The organism is Micromonospora sp. NBC_01740 (genome assembly GCF_035920365.1).
GTDB lineage: Bacteria > Actinomycetota > Actinomycetes > Mycobacteriales > Micromonosporaceae > Micromonospora > Micromonospora reichwaldensis.
The window spans coordinates 7092225-7112249 of record NZ_CP109150.1; the positions used below are offsets into that span (position 1 = coordinate 7092225).

General features: G+C 75.0%; 17 protein-coding genes. 10 read left to right on the forward strand and 7 right to left on the reverse strand.

The genetic code is table 11. The features are described from left to right. Positions 1-80: 80 nt before the first annotated feature. Entirely contained in the window at positions 81-3059 is a 2979-nt protein-coding gene (locus OG989_RS30895) for a LuxR C-terminal-related transcriptional regulator (protein ID WP_327029253.1), read from the reverse strand. 192 nt (positions 3060-3251) lie between these two features. Between OG989_RS30895 and OG989_RS30900 the strand changes: the two genes are divergently transcribed. The 5 genes from OG989_RS30900 to serS all read left to right on the forward strand — a co-directional run bounded on the left by OG989_RS30900 (position 3252) and on the right by serS (position 8738). Beyond that, a complete protein-coding gene (locus OG989_RS30900; protein ID WP_151457413.1) occupies positions 3252-3701 on the forward strand; it encodes a hypothetical protein in 450 nt (149 codons plus the stop codon). Then, positions 3698-4876 (forward strand): zinc-dependent alcohol dehydrogenase, encoded by a 1179-nt coding sequence (locus OG989_RS30905; protein ID WP_151457412.1) that lies wholly within the window; start codon positions 3698-3700, stop codon positions 4874-4876. The genes OG989_RS30900 and OG989_RS30905 overlap by 4 nt, the downstream gene beginning before the upstream one ends. Positions 4877-4920: 44 nt before the next feature. Further along, the gene (locus tag OG989_RS30910; protein ID WP_327029254.1) at positions 4921-6102 is read left to right on the forward strand and encodes a saccharopine dehydrogenase family protein; all 1182 of its coding nucleotides are present in this window, start codon (positions 4921-4923) and stop codon (positions 6100-6102) included. A gap of 90 nt (positions 6103-6192) precedes the next feature. Next, complete coding sequence (locus OG989_RS30915) at positions 6193-7269, forward strand: DNA polymerase III subunit beta family protein (RefSeq protein WP_327031274.1); 1077 nt, start codon at positions 6193-6195, stop codon at positions 7267-7269. A 185-nt stretch (positions 7270-7454) separates the two neighbouring features. Further along, positions 7455-8738 (forward strand): serine--tRNA ligase, encoded by a 1284-nt coding sequence (gene serS, locus OG989_RS30920; protein WP_132237168.1) that lies wholly within the window; start codon positions 7455-7457, stop codon positions 8736-8738. A 21-nt stretch (positions 8739-8759) separates the two neighbouring features. Here serS and OG989_RS30925 read toward each other — a convergent pair whose 3' ends face one another. From OG989_RS30925 to OG989_RS30935, 3 genes are all read right to left on the reverse strand, one after another. Then, positions 8760-10226 carry an NADH-ubiquinone oxidoreductase-F iron-sulfur binding region domain-containing protein gene (locus OG989_RS30925; RefSeq protein WP_327029255.1) on the reverse strand — a complete coding sequence of 489 codons (1467 nt, stop codon included), beginning with the start codon at positions 10224-10226 and terminating at the stop codon, positions 8760-8762. Next, positions 10223-11791 (reverse strand): hypothetical protein, encoded by a 1569-nt coding sequence (locus tag OG989_RS30930; RefSeq protein ID WP_327029256.1) that lies wholly within the window; start codon positions 11789-11791, stop codon positions 10223-10225. Before OG989_RS30930 ends, OG989_RS30925 begins: the two co-directional genes overlap by 4 nt. Before the next feature lie 124 nt (positions 11792-11915). Next, positions 11916-12341, reverse strand: coding sequence for an NUDIX hydrolase (locus OG989_RS30935; RefSeq protein WP_327029257.1), 426 nt, complete (start codon positions 12339-12341; stop codon positions 11916-11918). A 182-nt stretch (positions 12342-12523) separates the two neighbouring features. Here OG989_RS30935 and OG989_RS30940 point away from each other — a divergent pair, with 182 nt between their 5' ends. The 5 genes from OG989_RS30940 (at position 12524) to OG989_RS30960 (ending at position 17055) form a co-directional block, all read left to right on the forward strand. After that, positions 12524-13015, forward strand: a complete 492-nt coding sequence (locus tag OG989_RS30940) for a YfbM family protein (protein ID WP_327031275.1) — start codon at positions 12524-12526, stop codon at positions 13013-13015. A gap of 122 nt (positions 13016-13137) precedes the next feature. Beyond that, the gene (locus tag OG989_RS30945) at positions 13138-13638 is read left to right on the forward strand and encodes a YcxB family protein (RefSeq protein WP_327029258.1); all 501 of its coding nucleotides are present in this window, start codon (positions 13138-13140) and stop codon (positions 13636-13638) included. An 82-nt stretch (positions 13639-13720) separates the two neighbouring features. Continuing rightward, positions 13721-14416, forward strand: coding sequence for a hypothetical protein (locus OG989_RS30950; protein ID WP_327029259.1), 696 nt, complete (start codon positions 13721-13723; stop codon positions 14414-14416). Between the two features lie 197 nt (positions 14417-14613). After that, positions 14614-16062 carry an alpha-amylase gene (locus OG989_RS30955; RefSeq protein ID WP_151456767.1) on the forward strand — a complete coding sequence of 483 codons (1449 nt, stop codon included), beginning with the start codon at positions 14614-14616 and terminating at the stop codon, positions 16060-16062. Between the two features lie 84 nt (positions 16063-16146). Next, positions 16147-17055, forward strand: coding sequence for a L,D-transpeptidase (locus OG989_RS30960; RefSeq protein ID WP_327029260.1), 909 nt, complete (start codon positions 16147-16149; stop codon positions 17053-17055). Positions 17056-17117: 62 nt separating this feature from the next. Here the strand turns inward: OG989_RS30960 and OG989_RS30965 are convergent, their stop codons facing one another. The 3 genes from OG989_RS30965 to OG989_RS30975 form a co-directional block, all read right to left on the reverse strand. Further along, complete coding sequence (locus tag OG989_RS30965) at positions 17118-19214, reverse strand: prolyl oligopeptidase family serine peptidase (protein WP_327029261.1); 2097 nt, start codon at positions 19212-19214, stop codon at positions 17118-17120. A 121-nt stretch (positions 19215-19335) separates the two neighbouring features. After that, positions 19336-19746: a type II toxin-antitoxin system VapC family toxin gene (locus OG989_RS30970; protein ID WP_151453715.1), complete on the reverse strand. Its 411-nt coding sequence runs from the start codon at positions 19744-19746 to the stop codon at positions 19336-19338. After that, positions 19743-20024, reverse strand: a complete 282-nt coding sequence (locus tag OG989_RS30975; protein WP_151453714.1) for a hypothetical protein — start codon at positions 20022-20024, stop codon at positions 19743-19745. Before OG989_RS30975 ends, OG989_RS30970 begins: the two co-directional genes overlap by 4 nt. Between the last annotated feature and the right edge of the window lies 1 nt (position 20025).

Here is a 20025-nt window from a genome sequence, read left to right on the forward strand (position 1 = left end):
GCGGCAGAGGGCAGTTCGCCCACCACAACTGCATGATCGACGCGGTGGAGGGGCGGAGGGACGGGGCGAGGTGGGGTGGGTTAGATGAGGTGGAGGGCGCGGGCTCGGCGGACGGCCTCGCGGCGGCGGGTGGCGTCGAGCTTGCGGTAGATGTTGCGCACGTGGGTCTTGACCGTGTTGACCGACAGGGACAGCTCGGCCGCGATCTCCACGTTGGACAGGATGCTCTGCAGGTAGCGCAGGATCGTCAGTTCCCGCTCGGTCAGCGGCTCGTCCAGCGCCCCCGTGCCCCGCTCCGCCGGGGCCCGCTCGGCCGGCGCGTCGGCGCCCCGGACGAGGTCGCTGACCGTCGGCCAGTGCGCGGTACCGGCGTCCAGGTGCGCGGCGAGCAGGTCACGGACCCCGGGCTCGGCGCGGGTGAACGCCCGCCGGAACCCCTCCGGCCCGGCCAGGTCGAGAGCCCGCTCCAGCAGCCGTCCGGCCCGCCGGTCGTCGCCCGCGCGCCCGGCCAGCACCGCGTCGAGCACGGCGGCGTCCAGGCGTACGGGCAGCGGCCAGCCGGCCGCCTCCGGCGCCTCCCAGTCCGGCAGCGCGTACCCGGCGGCGCGCGGGTCGCCGGCACGCAACTCCACCCGGGCGAGGGCGACGGCCAGCGGCGGGGCGGCCGCGTCGGGTGCCCGCCCGAGCAGTTCCCGGGCGGCGCCCAGGTCACCTCGTGCCCCGCGTACGTCCGACTCGGCGGCCAGCAGCCAGTGCGTCAGCTCGCCGGCACGGGGGCGGTCGGCCAGCCGCTCCCGTGCCTCGGCCAGCACCCGGTGGCCCTCGGGCAGGTCACCGGCGTCCCGCAGCAGGTACGCCCGGCACAGCGCCGCCACCGCCCCCACCACGGGCTCGCCGGTGGCCGGCGCGGCCAGCGCCAGGTTCGCCTCCGCCTCCTCGGGCTGGTCCCGGTGCAGCGCGACCAGGGCCAGGGCCAGGTACGCGTGGGCGCAGTCCTCCCGGCAGGACCAGCCGTGGCAGGGCGGCATGGCGAGGGCGTCCCTGGCGAGGGTCTCGGCGGCCCGCAGCTCGCCCCGGACGGCGTGCAACAGGGCCGCCCGGCTGGCGCAGACCAGCTCCGTACGCGGTCGCCCCGCCTCTCGGGCCGCCGACAGCGACCGGGCGAAGGCGAGGCCGGCGGCGGGCAGGTCCCCGTCCGCGAGGTCGGCCAGACCCAGCGCGGTGCCGGCCACCGCCCGCACGTCGGCGTCCTCGGCGGCGCCGCGCGGCTCGGCAGGCATCGGCTCAGCGGGCATCGGCGCGGCGAGCAGCCCGTCGACGGCGCTCCCCGACGGCGCCGCGTCCCCCGCTGGCCCATCGGTCGCCGGGAACACGGACGGGTCGGGCGACGCCGGGGACACGGACGGGTCGGGGGACGCCGGGGACGGTGCGGGGCGGGTGGCGAGCAGCCGGGCTGCGGCGGCGCGTACCGCTTCGGGATCGTCGGCCAGCCGGGCCAGGGTGAGTTCCAGCGCGGTGACCAGCCGCCGGAACCGGTCCCGGCGCGGCGCCGGCAGCGTCCGGGCGGCCTCGACGGCGTCGCGCAGGTGCCCGGCGGCGGCGGTGGCGTCGCCGGCCCGGGCCCGCTCGGCGGCGCAGGCCAGCCCGAGCTCCGGATCGCGGCGCACGGCCTCCGGCGGCGGGGGCGCGGGCGGACGGCCGGCGGGCGTCTCGCCGTCGTACGGGACCAGCTCCGGCCAGCGGGCCACGAAGAGCGCGGCGGCCCGGTCGTGGTCGCCGCCGGCGAGCGCGTGCCGCAGCGCCTCGGCGGGCCGCCCGTTGTCGGCGTACCAGCCGGCCGCACGCAGGTGCAGGTCGCGCAGTTCGTCGGCGGGCAGCCGGCCCAGCTCGGCGTGCAGCAGGTCGGCCAGCAGCGGGGGGCAGCGGTACCAGGGCGGGCGGCTGTCGTCGCGGCGCAGCAGCCCACCGTCGCCGGCCAGGCCGGCCAGCGCCTGCTCGGCGTCGGTCCGGCCGGTCAGCGCGTCGGCGAGGCCGGCGCAGACCGCGTCGGCGACGGCGGAGCGGCGCAGCACGTCCCGCGCATCCGGGTCGAGCCCCGCGAGCACCTCCTCGCGCAGGTAGCCGGCCACGTCCGGCTGGTCGCCGCCGAACTGCTCGGCCCAGCGGGCCGGGTCCGGCTGCCCGCGTAGCGCCAGCGCGGCGAAGCGGAGCGCCGCCGGCCAGCCGCCGGTGCGTTCCCGCAGCCGGCGTACCCCGGCCGCCGGCAGCGCCACCCCGTGCGCGGTCAGCAGGTCGGCGACCTCGTCGTCGCCGAAGGCCAGTTCGTCGGGGCCGACCTCGGTCAGCTCGCCGGCCAGCCGCAGCCGGTGCACGGCCAGCGGCAGCCCGGCGCGGGCGCCGACCACCAGCCGCAGCCGCTGCTCGGCGTGGCGGAGCAGGAACTCCAGTCCGGCCAGTGCCTCGGGATCGGTGATCCGGTGCAGGTCGTCCAGGACCAGCAGCACCGGCCGTTCCCGGGCGGCGAGGGCCGCGGCCAGCACCTCCAACTGGTCGGGGCGGGGCGGCCGGTCGGGCACGGGGCCCGGTACGTCGTCGGCGGGATCCGTGGCCGCGCGCAGCGCCGCCGCGAGGTAGGACCAGAGCCGGTCCCCGTCGTCGCCGGTCTCCACCGAGACCCAGGCCGCCCGGGACCGGCCGGGTTCCGCCGGTACGCCCGCCGCCGCGCCGAAGTCGCCCGGCGCGGCACCGGTCGGCCCGTCGTCCCGGCGCCCCCGGGCGGCGTCGGTCACCGGCCCCTGCCCCACCCGGCCCCCGGGCGCGCCGGCCTCCCCGGCGGCCCGGAACCAGGAGGCGAGCAGCGTCGTCTTGCCCCACCCCGCGGGGGCGCGGACCAGGGTGACCGGCCCGGCGGTCCCCTCGTCGAGCGCCCGCAGCAGCCGGGGCCGCAGCACCAGCGGCTCCGGCGGCGGGGCGGGGCACAGCCGCGACGCCAGCAGCGGTGTGCCGGCCGGCCCGGGTGCGACCGCGACGACTCCCGTGTCCCGTACGTCCTCCGGCATCCGGCCCCGCCCTCCACCGACGCGTCCACTCCCCCAGGTCCCGCCGGCCGCGGTTACCCGGCGCGGGCCCGTTCACCCCTTCGGGGGGAGCCGGCTTCACCCCGCCCCGGCCGACCCTGGTCCTACGCGGGCGACCGGCCGCGCGCGCCGGTGCGCGTCCGGCGTGGGAGGGGACCGGGAGGCGGGGCCGAGGTGGATCGGAGACGACGGCTGGCGGGCGCGACCGCGGTGGCGCTCGCCGTCGCGGCGGCGGGCCGGGCGCTGGCCGTACGGCGGCGCGGGTCGGCCTGGCCACGCGCGGCCGGCGCCGACCCGCGACCCGCGCGCTGGCAGGTGGTGACCGTCGACCGCCCGCCCGGCGAGGTGCTGCCCGGCGGCCGCTGGCCGGAGCCCCTGCGCCGGCTCGGCGGCGCGGTGCAGGTCGAGCTGCGGCCGGCCCCCGGCTGCCGGGGCACGGAGCTGGCGGCCCGGCCGGTGCCCGGCGCGGCGGCCCCGGCGGGGCTCGCCGCCCACCTGGTCGGCGACGATCCCGGCCTGCTGGTCCGGCGGGCGTTGTGGGAGGTCAAGCAGCTCGCCGAGACCGGCGAGGTGCTCCGCGCGGACCGCTGGCCGGCCGACCGTCCGCCGGGACCGCCGCGGTGAGGGCGCTGTGCTGGGTGGGCGCGGGCGAGCTGGCGGTACGGCAGGTGCCCGACCCGGAGCTGCGCAACGGCCACGACGTCATCGTCCGGGTCCGGCAGAGCGCCACCTGCGGCGGGGACCTGCCGCTGCTGGCCGGTCGGGTGCCGTTCCTCGCCGTCGGGGACGTGCTCGGGCACGAGTTCCTCGGCGAGGTGGTGGAGGCCGGGCCGGAGGTACGCCGGCACCGGGTCGGCGACCGGGTGGTGGTCTGCTCGTCGGTGGCCTGCGGCAGCTGCTGGTACTGCCGGCGTGACCTGCCCTCCTGCTGCGACAACGGCAGCGCCGACCCGGCCGTCACCGAGGCGGCCTGGGGCCATCCCACCGGCGGGGCGTTCGGCCAGCCCCGGGCGATGGGCGGCTTCGCCGGCAGCCACGCGGAGTACGTCCGGGTGCCGTACGCGGACGTCGGCGCGTTCACCGTGCCGGAGGCGGTCAGCGACGACCGCGCCCTGTTCGCCTCCGACGCCGCGCCGGCCGGCTGGATGGGCGCGGACCTCGGCCAGGTGCGCCCCGGCGACGTGGTGGCGGTCTGGGGCGCGGGCGCGGTCGGGCAGCTCGCGGCCCGGGCGGCGTGGCTGCTCGGCGCGGAACGGGTGGTCGTCGTCGACGCGGAGGAGGAGCGGCTGCGGATGGCCGAACGGCACGCCGGCGCGGAGACGATCGACCACCGGCTCGCCGACGTCGTCGCCGAGCTGCGCGAGCGCACCGGCGGGCGGGGCCCGGACGTGTGCGTCGAGGCGGTCGGGGCGGCCTGGAACGGGCACGGCCCACGGTCGCTGGCCGAGCGGTTCACCGGCGGCGCCGAGCGACCGGCCGCCGTCCGCGAGGCCGTGCACGCCTGCCGCAAGGGCGGCTCGGTCTTCCTGCTCGGCGAGTTCACCGGCTTCGTCGACACCTTCCCGCTCGGGGCGGTCACCCAGAAGGGGCTGACGGTGCGGGGTGCGCGGCAGCACGGGCAGCGCTACATCCCGATGCTGCTGGAGCGGATGGCCCGCGACGAGCTGCGTACCGAGCACCTGGCCACCCACCGGCTGCCGTTGGAGCGGGGAGCGCAGGGGTACGCGCTGTTCCGGGACAGGGCCGACGGCTGCGTCCGCGCCGTACTCAGCCCCGATCTTCCGGCCGCCGCCGGCTGAGGCGGAACGCTGCGGCCCGCCGTGCCGGGTGGCAGACTCGGCGGATGCGTGAGCAGCGGACGTACGACGTCGTCCTCTTCGGGGCCACCGGCTTCACCGGGGGGCTGACCGCCGAGTACCTGGCCCGCAACGCCCCGCCGGGGCTGCGTTGGGCGCTCGCGGGGCGCAATCCCGGCAGGCTGGCCGCCGTACGGGACCGGCTGGCCGCCATCGACCCGGCGCTGGCCGGGCTGCCCCTGCTCACCGCCGACGTCACCGATGCGGAGTCGCTGCGGGCGGTCGCCGAGAGCGCCCGGGTGGTGGCCACCACCGTCGGCCCGTACGTGCACCACGGGGAGCCGCTGGTCGCCGCCTGCGCCCGCGCCGGCACCGACTACCTCGACATCACCGGCGAGCCCGAGTTCGTCGACCTGATGTACGTGCGCCACCACGCCGAGGCGGAGCGCACCGGGGCGCGGCTCGTGCACGCCTGCGGGTTCGACTCGATCCCCCACGACCTGGGCGTCTGGTTCACGCTCAAGCACCTGCCGGACGACGTACCGATCACCGTCGACGGCTTCGTCCGGGCCGGCGGGCGGTTCTCCGCCGGCACGTACCACTCGGCGCTCACCGCCTTCTCCCGTACCGCCGAGGCGTCCCGGGCGGCCCGCGAGCGGCGGCAGGTCGAGCCGCGACCGACCGGGCGGCGGGTCCGCGCGGTGCCCGGCCGCCTCGCCCGCTCGAAGGAGCTGGGCATGTGGATCGTGCCGCTGCCGACCATCGACCCGCAGGTGGTCCGCCGCTCGGCCGCCGCCCGCCCGGAGTACGGGCCGGACTTCCGCTACCGGCACTTCGCGGCCGTGAAGCGGCTGCCCACGGTGCTGGCCGGCGGCGTCGGGCTGGGCGGGCTGGTGGCGCTGGTGAAGCTGCCGCCGACCCGGCGCTGGCTGCTCGGCCGGCTCGCCTCCGGGCAGGGGCCGACGCCGCAGCAGAGAGCGAAGTCCTGGTTCCGGGTCCGGTTCGTCGCCACGGGCGGCGGGCGGCGGGTGCTGACCGAGGTGGCCGGCGGCGACCCCGGCTACGACGAGACGGCGAAGATGCTCGGCGAGTCGGCGCTCTGCCTGGCCGGCGACGAACTGCCGGCCACGGCGGGGCAGGTCACCCCGGTGACCGCGATGGGCGACGCGCTGCTGGACCGGCTGGTGCGGGCGGGGATGACCTTCCGGGTGCTGGACCGGCCCCGCTGAGCGCAGGGCCCGACCGTCGGGCCGCCCGGCCCGGCGCGGGTTGACCCTCGACCAGGTTGAGACGACAGGATCGGCGCCGTGGAGAGCGACCTGCGCAGCATCGGCGAGCTGGCCCGGGCCAGCGGGTTGACCGTGAGCGCCCTGCGGTTCTACGACTCGGCCGGGGTGCTGGCCCCGGCCCTGGTCGACCCGGTGACCGGCTACCGCTGGTACACGGGCGACCAGGTGGGCCCCGCCCGGCTGGTGGCCGGGCTGCGCCGGGTCGGCATGCCGGTCGCCGAGATCGCCGCCGCGCTGCGGTCCGAGCCGGCCCAGATCCACCGCCTGCTCGACGCGCACCTGCGCCGGTTGGAGGACGGTCTCGCCGACGCCCGTAGGGAGCTCTCCCGGATCCGTACGCTGATCGATCCCGGGGAGCCCGCCATGATCACCCGTCTCGTCCTGTCCCGCGCCGACCTGGCCGCCGCCGTGGACGCGGTCCGCTTCGCCGTCGGCGCCGACCCCGACCTGCCGGTGCTGGCCGGCGTGCTGTTCGAGTCCGACGTCGACGGCGTACGGCTGGTGGCGACCGACCGGCACCGGCTGGCCGTCGCGCGGGCGGACGCCCGGGTCGACGGGCCGGCGGTGCGGGTGCTCGCCCCGGTCGCCTTCGTCGACGAGGTGCGGGCCCTGCTCGACACCGGCGCGGGGAGCACCCCCGAGGCCCGGCTGACGGTGGCCGCCGGCACGATCTCCGTCTCCGTCGCCGGCCGCACGGTCGACGCCGCCGTCCTGCCGTACGACTTCCCGGACCACCGCCGGCTGCTCCGCCCGACGCCCGACGACGGGCCGGCGCACCGGCTGGCGGTCGACGCCGACGCCCTGCGGGCGGCCCTGACCAGCGCCGACGCCCCCGTCGTCACCCGGCGGCACGACGGCCTCCCGCTCGCGGTGACCGTGCTCGGCCCGGACGGCCGGGGCGGGGTGCGGCTGCTCGGGGCGGACGAGCTGGCCGGGGAGTCCGACGCGTTCCGCGTCGGGGTGAACGGCGGTTACCTGCTGGAGGCCCTCGACGCGGCCGGCCGGGGCCAGTTGCTGCTGGAGCTGGACGGGCCGATCGCTCCGCTGGCCGTGCGCCGGGCGGACGACGTCGAGGCGTTCTCCATCCTGATGCCCATCCGGCTCTGACCGCCGCGCCGGCTCCGACCCGCCGGCCGGCTCTGACCGCCGCGCCGGCCGTGGGCCGAGTGCCCGGCGTCGCGGGGGCGCGACGCCGGCCGGGCGGGGTCGTCGAGACCGGGCCGGGCGCGACCGGGCCGCGACGGTAGCATCGGTGGGTCCACCCGACGTCCGGACGGAGCGTACGGAGCAGCATGCTCGACATGGAGTTGATCCGGAAGGATCGCGAGGCGGTGGCGACCGCGCTGGCGAAGCGACTGGATCCCGCCGAGGTCAACCGCGCCCTGGACGAGATCCAGCGGCTCGACCAGGAACGCCGCGCCCTGATCAGTGGCATCGACGGCGAGCGGCAGCGCCGCAAGGCCGAGGCGCGCGCCTACGCGGCGGCGAAGCGCGCCGGCACCGAGCCGGAGGTCTCCACGCCGGAGGCGGGGCGCAAGCAGCTCGCCGAGCTGGAGTCCGAGCTGGACGAGGTGCAGGCGCGGCTGCGCACCGCGATGAGCGAGCTGCCCAACCTGCCGGCCGACGACGTGCTGCCGGGCGGCAAGGAGGCCAACCGGGTCGTCCGGGCCTTCGGCGAGCCGCCGGCGATCGAGAAGGTCCGCGACCACATCGAGCTGAGCCGGATGCTGGGCCTGGTCGACCACGAGCGCGGGGTCAAGCTCGGCGGCTCGGGCTTCTGGATGTACACGGGCATGGGCGCCCGGCTGGAGTGGGCGCTGCTCAACTTCTTCGTCGACGAGCACATCAGCGCCGGCTACGAGTTCCTGCTCCCGCCGCACCTGCTGCTGGACACCGCCGGCTTCGCCGCCGGGCAGTTCCCGAAGTTCTACGACGACGTCTACCACCTGGACCGGGAGTCCGCCCCGCGCGGGCAGTTCCTGCTGCCCACCTCGGAGACGGCGATCCTCGGGGCGTACCAGGACGAGATCCTGGAGACGGCGAAGCTGCCGCTGAAGGCGTTCGCGTACACCCCCTGCTACCGCCGCGAGGCGGCCGGGTCGCACTCCGACGAGCGGGGCACCGTCCGGGGCCACCAGTTCAACAAGGTGGAGATCTTCCAGTTCTGCCTGCCGGAGCAGGCCGACGCCGCGCTGGAGGAGATGCTCCTGCACGCGGAGAGCCTGGTCGAGAAGCTGGGCCTGCACTACCAGCGCACCCTGCTGTCGGCGGGCGACGCCAGCGCGTCGATGAAGAAGACCCTCGACATCGAGGTGTGGATGCCGAGCACCGGCAAGTACAAGGAGGTGTCGTCGGTCTCCTGGGCCGGCGACTACCAGGCGCGCCGGGCGGCCATCCGCTACCGCGAGCCGGGCGGCAAGCAGACCCGCTTCGTGCACACCCTCAACGGGTCGGCGCTGGCCACCAGCCGGCTCTTCCCGGCCATCCTGGAGCAGTTCCAGCAGCCCGACGGCTCGGTGCTGGTCCCCGAGGTCCTCCAGGCCCGCCTGGGCACCGACCGCCTCACCCCCCGCTGACCCGCCGGCCACCCCCGCCCCTCAGGGGGCGGGGGTGAGTCGCAGCGCGAGTTCGGGGCAGACCTTGACCGCCTTGCGCGCGCCCTCGCGCAGCCAGGTCGGCACGGGGGTGGGCGGGAAGGCGGGGTAGCCGTTCCCGTCGAGCCGGATGAAGTCCGGCACCACGTGCGCGCACAGCCCGTGCCCGTCGCAGCGGGACCAGTCCAGCGTGAGCCGCTGCGGGTTCGGGTCGGGGGCGCCCGGCAGGCCCATCACCGCCCGGACCCGCCGGCCACAACCCTCGCCGGTGGTGTGCAGCCGCAGGTCCTCGGCGAACACCTCCATCGCGGAGAGCGCGAACCGGGCCGTACCGTCGGGGTGGCTGCACGCCCCGCGGCCCTTCACGTCGCCGGCGGCGGCGCGGACCACCTCCACCGGGGCGCTGCCGGAGACCGCCAGGTCGACGGCGCGGGCCAGGTCGGGCAGGCCCATCCGGCACGGGCCGCACTGCCCCGCGGACTCGCCGGCCAGGTAGCGCACCACCTGGGCGGCCTCGCCGAGCGGGCAGGTGTCCGCGCCGAGCGGGACGAGGATGCCCGCGCCGAGGGTGCCGCCCACGGCGGCCAGCCCCTTGCGGGAGATCTCCGCCCGGTCGGCCGCCTCCCGGGTGATCCACCTGCCGTGGTAGCCGCCCGTCAGAATGCCCGGCCCGTCCGGCACCTCGCACAGGTCGAGGATCTCGCGCAGCGCGGTGCCGGCCGCGCACTCCACCACCGCCGGGCGTCCCGCCGCGCCGGTGACGGTGAGCAGCACGGTGCCCGGCTCGTCGTCGGTGCCGAGCGCCGCGTACTCGTACGGGCCGAGCCGGGCGGCGACCGCGAGTTGGGCGTACGTCTCGGCGTTGGAGAGCAGGGTGGGCAGGCCGCCGACGCCGGAGTCGCTGGAGCGGCGCTTGGTGCCCGGTGGGATGTGCGGCAGGCCGTTGATGCCGTTGACCAGGGCTCCGCCCTCGCCGGAGATGAACCGGTGCGGCACGGTGACGATGCTGGTCGGCGCCGGCATCCGGCGTTCCTCCAGCGCCTCGGTCAGGGAGTCGCGGCCCACCCCGTCGTCGGCCACCCCGACGACGATCTCCTCGGCGTCCAGCGCGTACGCGGCCAGCGCGGCGCCGTCGAGGACCAGGTGCGGGGCCCGGGTGAGCAGCACCTTGTCCTTCCAACTCGCCGGCTCTCCCTCGGTGGCGTTGACCACCACCGCCGCCGGGAGGTCCCGCCGCTCGCAGGACTCCAGCACCGCGCGGAGCTTCCTCGCGAACGGGAAGCCCGCGCCGCCCTTGCCCTTGAGCTGTACGCCCTCGGCGAGCCGGAGCAGGGTGGCCGGTTCCATCGGCCCGACCGGCCCGTGCACCTCCTCGTGGGCGGGCAGGTCGAGCCGGCCGAACTCGGCGAAGCCGGCGGTGAGCCGGGGCTCGCCGACGCAGGCCACCGGGGGCACGGTCGTCCGGATCACTTCGCCTCACCCCGCAGCCCGGCCCAGTACGCCCCGTCGACGGCGTCGGCGTTGACCCGGCGGCGGCGCACGGACCTGCTCTCGCCGGCGGCCCGGCGTGCCCGCCGGGACGCGAGGTCGACCAGGGTCGGCGTGTCGTCGGCCGGCAGCGGGACCTCCTCGGGGACGTACCGGACCGGGGGCCGCCAGTAGTCCGGTTCGAGGTCCCGGTCGTCCTCGACGCTGTGCCGACCGCCGCCGCTGCGCGGCCCCGCGGACACCGGACCCGCGGACACGGGCCCGGCGGAGATCGGGTCGCTCGGCTCCCAGCGGCGGGGGCTGTCCCAGGGTTCCTCGGCCTCCTCCCGGCGGCGGGGCGGCGCGGAGGGGCGCCGCACCCCGTCCCGCTCCGCCCGGTCCCGGCGAGTGCTCTCGCCGGCGCGGCGGCGGCCGGTGGGGACGGGTTCCTCCTCGCCCCGCCGCCGGCCGGTCGACGCAGGCTCCTCCTCGCGCCGGCGGCGGGTCGACGTGGGCGCCTCCTCGACTTGGCGCCGACCGGCCGGGGCGAGTTCCGCCGCACGTCGGCGCGGGCGTGCCGGGTCGTGGAGCGTGCCGGGCTCGGGCACGGCCGGCACGGTGAACCGCTCCGGGTCGCGGCGCCGCGCGGCGGGGGCGGACCAGGTGCCGGTGACCGTGGTACCGGCGATCGTGGTGCCGGCCCAGGTCCCCGCGCGCCTTTCCGGCTCCGCCGCCCGGTCGGCGCTTCGGGTCCGGCCCCGCAACAGCGACCGGCGCGGGGCGTCCTCGGCCGGCCGCCCGGCCAGGGCCTGGTTCATCGCGGCGGCCTGGTGCTGCTCCCGGCGGCGCCGTCCGAGGCTGACGGAGAGGCGGACCAGCAGCGCCAGCACGACCAGCAGGACGCAGGCGAGGTAGCTCAGCAGCACCCAGGGCTTCGCGGGCCGCCCGGCGTTGAGCCCGTGCACGATGGCGAACGGCCAGGAGAGGTACGCGGCCGAGTGCAGGGTCCGCCAGAGCCACTTCGGACCGACCCCGGCGAAGCGGGCCCGGACGACACCGGTCCAGAGCACGCTCACCATCAGCAGGGCGGCCACCGTGCCGAGGCCGACGTAGAGGCCCCGTCCACCGACGAAGGGGACCACCGCGTCGGTGCTCGCCGCCCGGCCGGTGGCGATCTTCGTGAGCACGTGGAAGACCAGCCCGGCGACGCCGAGGATGCCGGTGGCCCGGTGCGCGGACTGGAGCAGCACCCGGTGCCGGATCAGCAGCACCAGCCGGTCGGTGGCGAGCAGCCCCATCATCACGGTGAGGCTCAACGCCACGAGGGCGACGACCCCGGCGAAGAACTCGGTGAAGAAGAAGCCGTACGCGTACGCGGCCGAGCCGGCGCCGGTCAGCATGGTGGCGGCCCACAGCGCGGCGAGCGCCGAGAGGGTCAGCAGGGCCACCGCGGGCCGGGACCGGGTGCGGGCCCCCCGGCTGGTGCTGGTGGTCCGGACGGTGGGCGGCTTCTGGTTCCGTTGTGCCCGGGCCATCTGCTCCTCGATCGTCTCGCGGCGGCGCACCACCGGCCGGCCCTGTTCCCCATCGAGTACGGACGGGCAGGGCGGGCGGATCACCGGCGCGCGGAAATTCCGCGTACCGGCGCCGAAGCGGGGGCCCGCGTGTGATCTTCAGAGGGTCCGGTCGTGGTCAGGCTCGATGCTCGCCAAGGACCTTGCTGAACAAGGCGAGGTAACTGTCATGAGCCAGGGACAGTTCTCCGAGCGCGTCCCCGGTGAACCACGCGATGGCGTCGTGTTCGTCCGGCGCGGCGTTGACCGGAGACCCCGTCCACGCTTCGATCAGCCAGATCTGCATGTCGAACGTGTCGGCATGAACTTCGTGCACGGGCGGACCCGACGGCGCCGCGATGTCGATGCCCAGCTCCTCTCGAAGCTCCCGGGCAAGTGCCGCGCCGGGCAGTTCCCCGGGATCCACGTGCCCACCGGGCATGTCCCAGACGTCGGGATACCAACGGCGCCGGGGAGATCGGTGGCACAACAGCACCCGGTTGCCGTCCCGCAGCAACCCCGTGACGATGCGAGCCTTGGGAGAGCCTTTCGCGGAGATCGACACAGGCGCATTGTGCCACCCGTCGTGAGCCGATCCTGCTGCGACGAGGCAGGCGAGAAGGTCATTGCGAGTGCGGCCTGCTTTTCTTCTCAACGCTGATGGAGGCTGCGGTACGGTGCCGCCTGAGATCTGTCGGTCAGCGTGACAGCCCGCCGACGACAACGGGAAGGGGCCGGTCCTTGGGCATGGTGTTCATCGGGCGCCGGTTGTCGGTCGAAGAGATGGCTGCGGTGCTCGCCGACCCGACGGCGGTCGACGAACTGATCTACGGCGACCTCGACGACGAGGCCGAAATGCCCGAGCCGGAACTCGATCTGGACAAGTCGTGGCACGGCATCCATTACCTGCTCACCGGCACCGCCTGGGAGATCGGCGAGGGTGCCGGCGCGGCGATTCTCGGCGGCGACGAGATCGGTCAGGATGGCGGCTACGGTCCCGCCCGGCTGCTGGACCCGTACACCGTCCGGGTCATCGCCACCGGGCTCGACGCCGTGGACGTGGAGACGCTGCGCGCCCGCTTCGACCCGAGCGCCATGGCAGCCGCCGACATCTACCCGGCCATCTGGACCAACGGCATTGACGAGTTCGACCACCTCATGTTGCAGTTCACCGAACTGCGCCGCTTCTATCGCGCCGCAGCCGTGAACGGCCAGGCCGTGCTGTTGGCCATCACCTGACGCAGCCGCCCGGCTGTCTCCGGTTGCCAGCGTTCCAGGGACGAGGTGCCTCCTACCGCTGACGGCCAGCCGGTGCGAGTCAGGCGCTGCCGACGGACGGTAGGGGGCACTATCGTTCTGGCGTGCACATCCGTTTCGACGTCCCAGCTGATCCCGCCTACCCGGGCCGCGTGGCCGCTGCGCTCGGCAGTGTCCGGTTGCGCAAGTTCGGCTACATCGGTGCGGTACTGGCGGTGGTCGGGGCGATCGGGTTTGCCGTCTCGCGGGGGTTCTCGTGGGGTGACCGGGTCTCGTCGCTGTGCATGGCGATGGTCCTGGGTGGTTTGCTGTCGATGTTGTACTCGCCGTGGGTGCAGTGGCGGGCCCGTCGGCGCTCCGGTCGCTACGCCGTCGAGGGCGCCTACGACATCACCGACGACAACATCATGATGCGCAGCGGCTCGGAGTCCGGCGGTATCGCCTGGGACGGGGTGGCTCGGGTGCGGGACACCCCTGAGTTCTGGATCGTGTACGTCGGCCGGATGCCGGCGACCGTGATCCCACGCCGCTTGATGTCCGCTGAGGACGCGGAGACGTTGCGAGCCTTCATGGCCGATCGCGGGCTGCTCGTCGGCTCCGCCTGACGAGTTCTCAGGCGGAGCCGACACCTCTGCTGACGCCTGTCGGTGCCGCTGCTTCCTGGTTGGGCGGGGATGGCAAGCTGCCATGGTGTCTGCGGAGCCGCGCGGCGACTACTCCTGGCTGTTCGACCTGGTGGCGGTCGATCCGGTCGTGCGTCACCATGCGCTGGCTCGGCATCAGGCACTGCTCGCCGCGGCGAGTGAAGCGTTGCACCTGTCGAACGGTCTGTGGGCAGCGCACCACCGGTCGAGGTCCGGTCAGGCTCGGCTCGCCGCGAGGTTGGACCAGGCGCGCGCCGACTTCCGGTGGCATCAGGCGCAGACGATCCACGGACCTCTCGATGCCTTCCGGGACGCTTCGGACGACGACCGCGCCGGCCGCACACGGTGGGCGCCGATCGTGGCCCTCTACCTGCGGTGGGAGGCGGAGCATCCCGACGAGTGGGGAGCGCCGGAGTCGTGGATGTGGTCCCGCTGGGGAACGAAGGAGATGCTCCTTCGCCGGCTCGGTCGGGGCGGTCTCCCTGCGGCCATCAGGCCACAGATCGCTGAGCTGATCCTCGCGGCACTGAGGCGACCGTACCGGTGCAAGGACTGGCTGTACGCAAGCCTGGTCCGTCAGCTCCACGACTCGCCGTTCCTCCATGAGGTGGAGACGCTGACGTCCGCCGACGATCCCCTGGTCCGGCTCCGGGCACAGTTCGTCCTCCATGTGGCCGCGCATCCCGAGCAGACTCCCACCCGCACGAGCTGGCGACGCTGGCTCGACGCGGCCACCTGACCGCTCGATCGCAGGCGCCTGTCCGTCGCACGAGGCCGGCAGCGCGAAGACATCCATACATGGCCATGCATTGACAGCGCTTGCAATGCGCTTGTAACCTTTCGGAAATTTTCAAGCCGTACTGCAAGATCCCGGCACCACCGGGGCCTCCCGGCCTCGCCACCGTCCCGTCCCCCATCCCCCGTCAGGAGTCCTCCATGCAGAGACGTCGACGGTTGTCGGCGATCGTCGCCCTCGGCGTGATCGCCGGCCTGATCGTCCCCACCGCCGCGACCACTCCCCCGGCCGGCGCGGCCCCGGCAGGTGGCAAGAAGGTCATCGCCAACCTCTTCGAGTGGAACTGGTCGTCGGTGGCCACCGAGTGCCGCACCAATCTCGGCCCGAAGGGCTACGGCTGGGTGCAGGTCTCGCCGCCCCAGGAACACGTGCGGGGCTCGCAGTGGTGGCTGGCGTACCAGCCGGTCAGCTACCGGATCGAGTCCCGCAAGGGCACCCGCGCGCAGTTCAAGTCCATGGTCGACACCTGCCACGCCGCCGGGGTGAAGGTGGTCGTCGACGCGGTCGTCAACCACATGTCCGGGCAGGACAACGGCGGCACCGGCTGGGCCGGCTCGTCGTACGGGCACTACGACTACCCGGGGATCTACCAGACGCAGGACTTCCACCACTGCGGCCGCAACGGCGGCGACGACATCGCCAACTACAACGACCGGTGGGAGGTGCAGAACTGCGAGCTGGTCAACCTCGCCGACCTGAAGACCGAGTCGGACTACGTCCGGACGAAGATCGCCGGCTACCTCAACGACCTGCTCTCGCTGGGCGTCGACGGCTTCCGGATGGACGCCAGCAAGCACATGCCGGCCGCCGACATCGCCGCCATCAGGGGCAAGCTGTCCCGCTCGGCGTACATCGTGCAGGAGGTGATCCACGGCGCCGGCGAGCCCATCCAGCCGGGTGAGTACACCGGCAACGGCGACGTGCACGAGTTCCGCTACGGCAAGGACCTGGCCCGGGTCTTCCGCTCCGAGAAGCTGGCCTACCTGCGCAACTTCGGCGAGGGCTGGGGGCACCTGCCCAGCGGGTCGGCGGCCGTCTTCGTGGACAACCACGACACCCAGCGCGACGTCGGCGGGGTGTTGACGTACCGCGACCGGGGCATCTACGCGCTGGCCAACGCGTTCATGCTCGCCTGGCCGTACGGCTCCCCGACGGTGATGTCGAGCTACACGTTCAGCCAGCGCGACCAGGGCCCGCCCTCGGACAGCTCCGGACGGACCCTGAACGCCACCTGCTACTCCGGCTGGGAGTGCGAGCACCGCTGGCCGGTCATCGCCAACATGGTCGGCTTCCGCAACGCCACCGAGGGCGCCGGCGTCGTCAACTGGTACGACAACGGCAACAACCACATCGCCTTCGGCCGGTCCGGCAAGGGCTTCGTCACGATCAACGACGAGGACTCCGCGGTCAACGGCCGGTCATACCAGAGCGGGCTGCCGGCCGGTCGCTACTGCGACGTCGTCCACGGCACCTTCAGCAACGGCACGTGCAGCGGGCCGGTGATCACCGTGGACGGCGGCGGCTGGTTCGCCGCGAACGTGCCCGCCCACGACGCGATCGCCATCCACGTGGGCGCGCGGCTGAGCTGAGGCTCCACCCCTGCGAAACCCCGTCCCGACCGGCATTCCGGCCGGGACGGGGTTTCGCCGTCGTTCACCCGTTACAGTTAGTTTGTGCGTTTTGACCGAATGAACCGGCGACACGTCCGCGCGCTGGCCGCCGCCGTCGGCGTACCCCTGCTCCTGCTGGCCGGCGGGGCCACCGGCTGGGTGCTGACCCCCGGAGCCGAGCCCACCGCGCCGCCGGTCGTCGTCGGGCCGCCCGCGCCGACCGGCGCGGCCCCGACCAGCGCCGCGCCGGAGCGGGTGCCCGTCGCCGCGCCCGCGCCGGACGACCTGCCGGTGGTCGACTACGGCCCGGCGCCCACCGGCTTCCCGGCCGACCCGGACACGATGGACACCACGCCGCTGACCGAGGGCCTGCACCCGACCCGCCGCATCGCCGCCTACACCGCCCCCGGCGGCCGGCCGCTGGCGTTCCTCGACCCCACCATCAGCGGCGTCGAGCTGACCATGCCGATCGCCCAGCGGCGGGCCGGCTGGACGGCGGTGCTGCTCCCGTCGGCCAACCGCACGCTCGCCTGGCTGCCGCCCGGCGGCCACACCACCGTGGCGCTGACCGACCAGATCGTGATCGAACGCAAGCACCACCGCCTCACCTGGTACCGCGCCGGCCGGGCCGTGCGCAGCTGGGAGGTCAGCCTCGGCCAGCGCGGCCAGGAGACCCCGCTGGGCCGGACCTTCATCCTGGGCCGCACCCCGCCGCCGCAGAGCGTGTACGGGGGCGTCGACATCTACGCCCTCGGCTCGGTGCCCGACGACCCCGACTCGGTGCCGGCCGGCCTGCGCGGGGCGCACATCGGCATCCACAGCTGGTACCACGACGGCGAACTGGGCCGGAACACCACCAACGGCTGCGTCCGGCTGACGAAGAGCGGGCAGCGGGAACTGCTGGCGAAGGTCCGCCCCGGCACCGAGGTCGTGGTGGTCGACGAGCTACCCGCCCCGCCCCCGACGGCCTGACGGTTCCGTTCGCCGGCACCCACGGCCGGCCGGCAGCGTCCCCGGATCGCGTCGCGTCCGGGTCAGGGAGCGATCCGCTCGTCCAGGGCGGCCGGCGAGGGCCGGCGCGGCAGGGGCGGGCGCGTCTGCCCGGCCAGCTTTCGCCACAGGAACTCCAGCGTCAGCGCCCAGACGAACGCGCGCTGCTCGTTGTTGGCCGCCGCGCCGTGCCCGCCCTCGACGTTCTCGTAGTAGGCCACGTCGTGGCCGTGCGCGCGCAGCCGGGCCGCCATCTTGCGGGCGTGCCCGGGATGCACCCGGTCGTCGCGGGTCGAGGTGACGAGCAGGACCGGCGGGTACGCCCGGTCGCCGTCGACGTTGTGGTACGGCGAGTAGCCGCGCAGGAACTCCCAGTCGGCCGCCACGTCCGGGTCGCCGTACTCGGCCATCCACGAGGCGCCGGCCAGCATCCGATGGTAGCGCCGCATGTCCAGCAGCGGCACGTGCGCGACGACCGCCCCGAAGAGCGACGGGTGGCGGGTGAGCATCACCCCCGTCAGGAGGCCGCCGTTGCTGCCGCCCTCGACCCCGAGCCGCTGCGGCGTGGTGACGCCCCGGGTCACGAGGTCCGCCGCCACCGCCGCGAAGTCCTCGTACGCGCGGGGCCGGTCCTCCCGCAGCGCGGCGCGGTGCCACCCGGGGCCGTACTCCCCGCCGCCCCGGATGTTCGCCACCACGTAGGTGCCGCCCCGGGCCAGCCACCCCCGGCCGATCACCCCGCTGTAGTGCGGGGTCAGGGGGATCTCGAACCCGCCGTAGCCGGTGAGCAGCGTCGGACCGGCGGGCGCGTCCGGGTCTCCGACCACGAAGTACGGCACCCGCGTGCCGTCGGCCGAGGTGGCGAAGAACTGGCGTACCGCCAGGCCGTCCGCGTCGAAGGACGCCGGTGCCCGCTTGAGCGTCCCGACCGCGCCGCCGACCTGCCCGAGGCGCAGCGTCGCCGGCTGGAGGAACCCCTCCGAGGCGAGCAGGTAGGCGTCGTCGTTGTCCGGGTCGGTGTCCACGACCTCGCTGTGGTCGAACTCCGGCACCCCGGGCAGCGCCTCCCGCCGCCAACCCTCCCCGTCGGGCGTCAGCACCTCCAGCCGGCTCTTCACGTCGACGAGGGTGGCCAGCATCAGCCGGTTACGGGTCCAGGACCAGCCGCTGAGCGCCGTACGGTCGTCGGGGCGGAAGAGCACCGTCATCGCCCGCTCCCCGGCGAGGAACGCGGCGAACCGGGTCGCCAGCAGGGCGCCCGCGGGGTGGGTCACGCCGCCGGCCGCCCACGGCGAGCGCGGCCGGACGAGCAGCCACTCCCGGTGCACGTCCCACCCGGCGTCCTCCGGCACGGCCACAGGGATCCGCTCCCCCGTCGCGGTCAGCAGGTGCTGCTCCGAGCGGAAGAAGTCCAGCCGGCGGCCCACGAAGTCGCGCTCGAAGCCGGGCGTCGGGTCGTGCGAGGCCCAGACGGCGACGTCGTCGGCGTGCCCCTCGTGGACGGTCTCGGCCTCGGCCAGCGGCGTGCCCCGCCGCCACCGCTTGACCACGCGGGGATAGCCGGAGGAGGTCAGCGAGCCGGGCCCGAAGTCGGTGGCGACGTAGATCTGGTCGGCGTCGATCCAGCCCACGTCGCTCTTCGCCTCGGGCAGCGTGAAGCCGTCCTCGACGAAGACGCGGCGGTCGAGGTCGAACTCCCGCACCACGACCGCGTCGCCCCCGCCCCGGGAGAGGCTCACCAGGGCGCGCCCGTAGCCGGGCCGCAGCACTGTCGCCCCGCCCCAGACCCAGTTCTCGCCCTCCTCGGCGGCCAGCGCGTCCAGGTCGAGCAGCACGTCCCACTCCGGCTCCGGCCGGCGGTACTGCTCGAGCGTCGTCCGTCGCCAGACCCCGCGCGGGCGCGCCGCGTCGGTCCAGAAGTTGTAGTAGAGGTGGTCGCCGCGCCACCCGGGGTAGGGGATGCGGTCGTCCGCGTCGAGCACCTGGCGGAGCTCGGCGCGCAGGGCCTCGAACGCCTCTCCGCCGGTCAGGGCGGCCACGGTCTCCGCGTTGCGGTCCCGCACCCACCGCGCGGCGTCCGCGCCATCAAGATCTTCCAGCCAGAGGTACGCGTCGTCGCTCTCCACGGTCAACCCAGCCACCTCGCCACTATCCCCGACGGGGCGGACAGACTCGGACCCGGCCGGCTGTCGGCATGGCGACGAGAAGCGGCGGCAGTTCGCCGACTGGCTCAAGAGCGGAGGACCACCCGACCTGTGCGCGTCAGTCCCAGGTCTCGCCGATGTCGAAGACGTCCAAGCCGGGCGGCGCCGCCGCCTCGATGGACTTCCGGTCCCGGGTCACCAGATAACACCGGTAGAGGATCGCCGTGGCGATCGCGTGCGCGACGTCCAGTGACACGGTGAACGCGGCCGCGATACGGGCCACCCGCCGACTCGTCGCAGCGTCGTAGACCGCCACCTGGATGTCGCGGTCCTCCGTGAACAGCAGATCGAGCATGGCGGCGGCGGGCGTGCCCGCGAGTTCGAGCTGCGCCTGCCCGAGACAGAGCGCCGGAATCCACACCTGCTGGTCGGGATCCTCCTCGGCCAGGGTCAGCATGGCACCGGGCTCGACGCTCGTGCCCGACGCGTACGCCAGCAGGGCGGAGGTGTCGAGGACGAGACCGTTCACGCGGCGGCGGTCCCCTCGTTGTCGAACTGGCTGAGCCACTCGACGTTGCGGGCGTGCTGCTCGTCGCTGACGGGCGCGAGGGCCGCCAAGCGGTCGCGGGTCTGCTCGACGTCCTCGTCGGTGACCACGTAGCCGAGCTGCGCCCACTTCGCACGAAGACTGTCGGCACGCATCTTCCGCCGAAGGATCCCGGCGATGAAACCGGACGTGGTGCCCTGCGTGCGCTCGACGTACGCGGCCACGTCGTCGGGCAGGCTGATCGTGATGCGGCGAGTCATA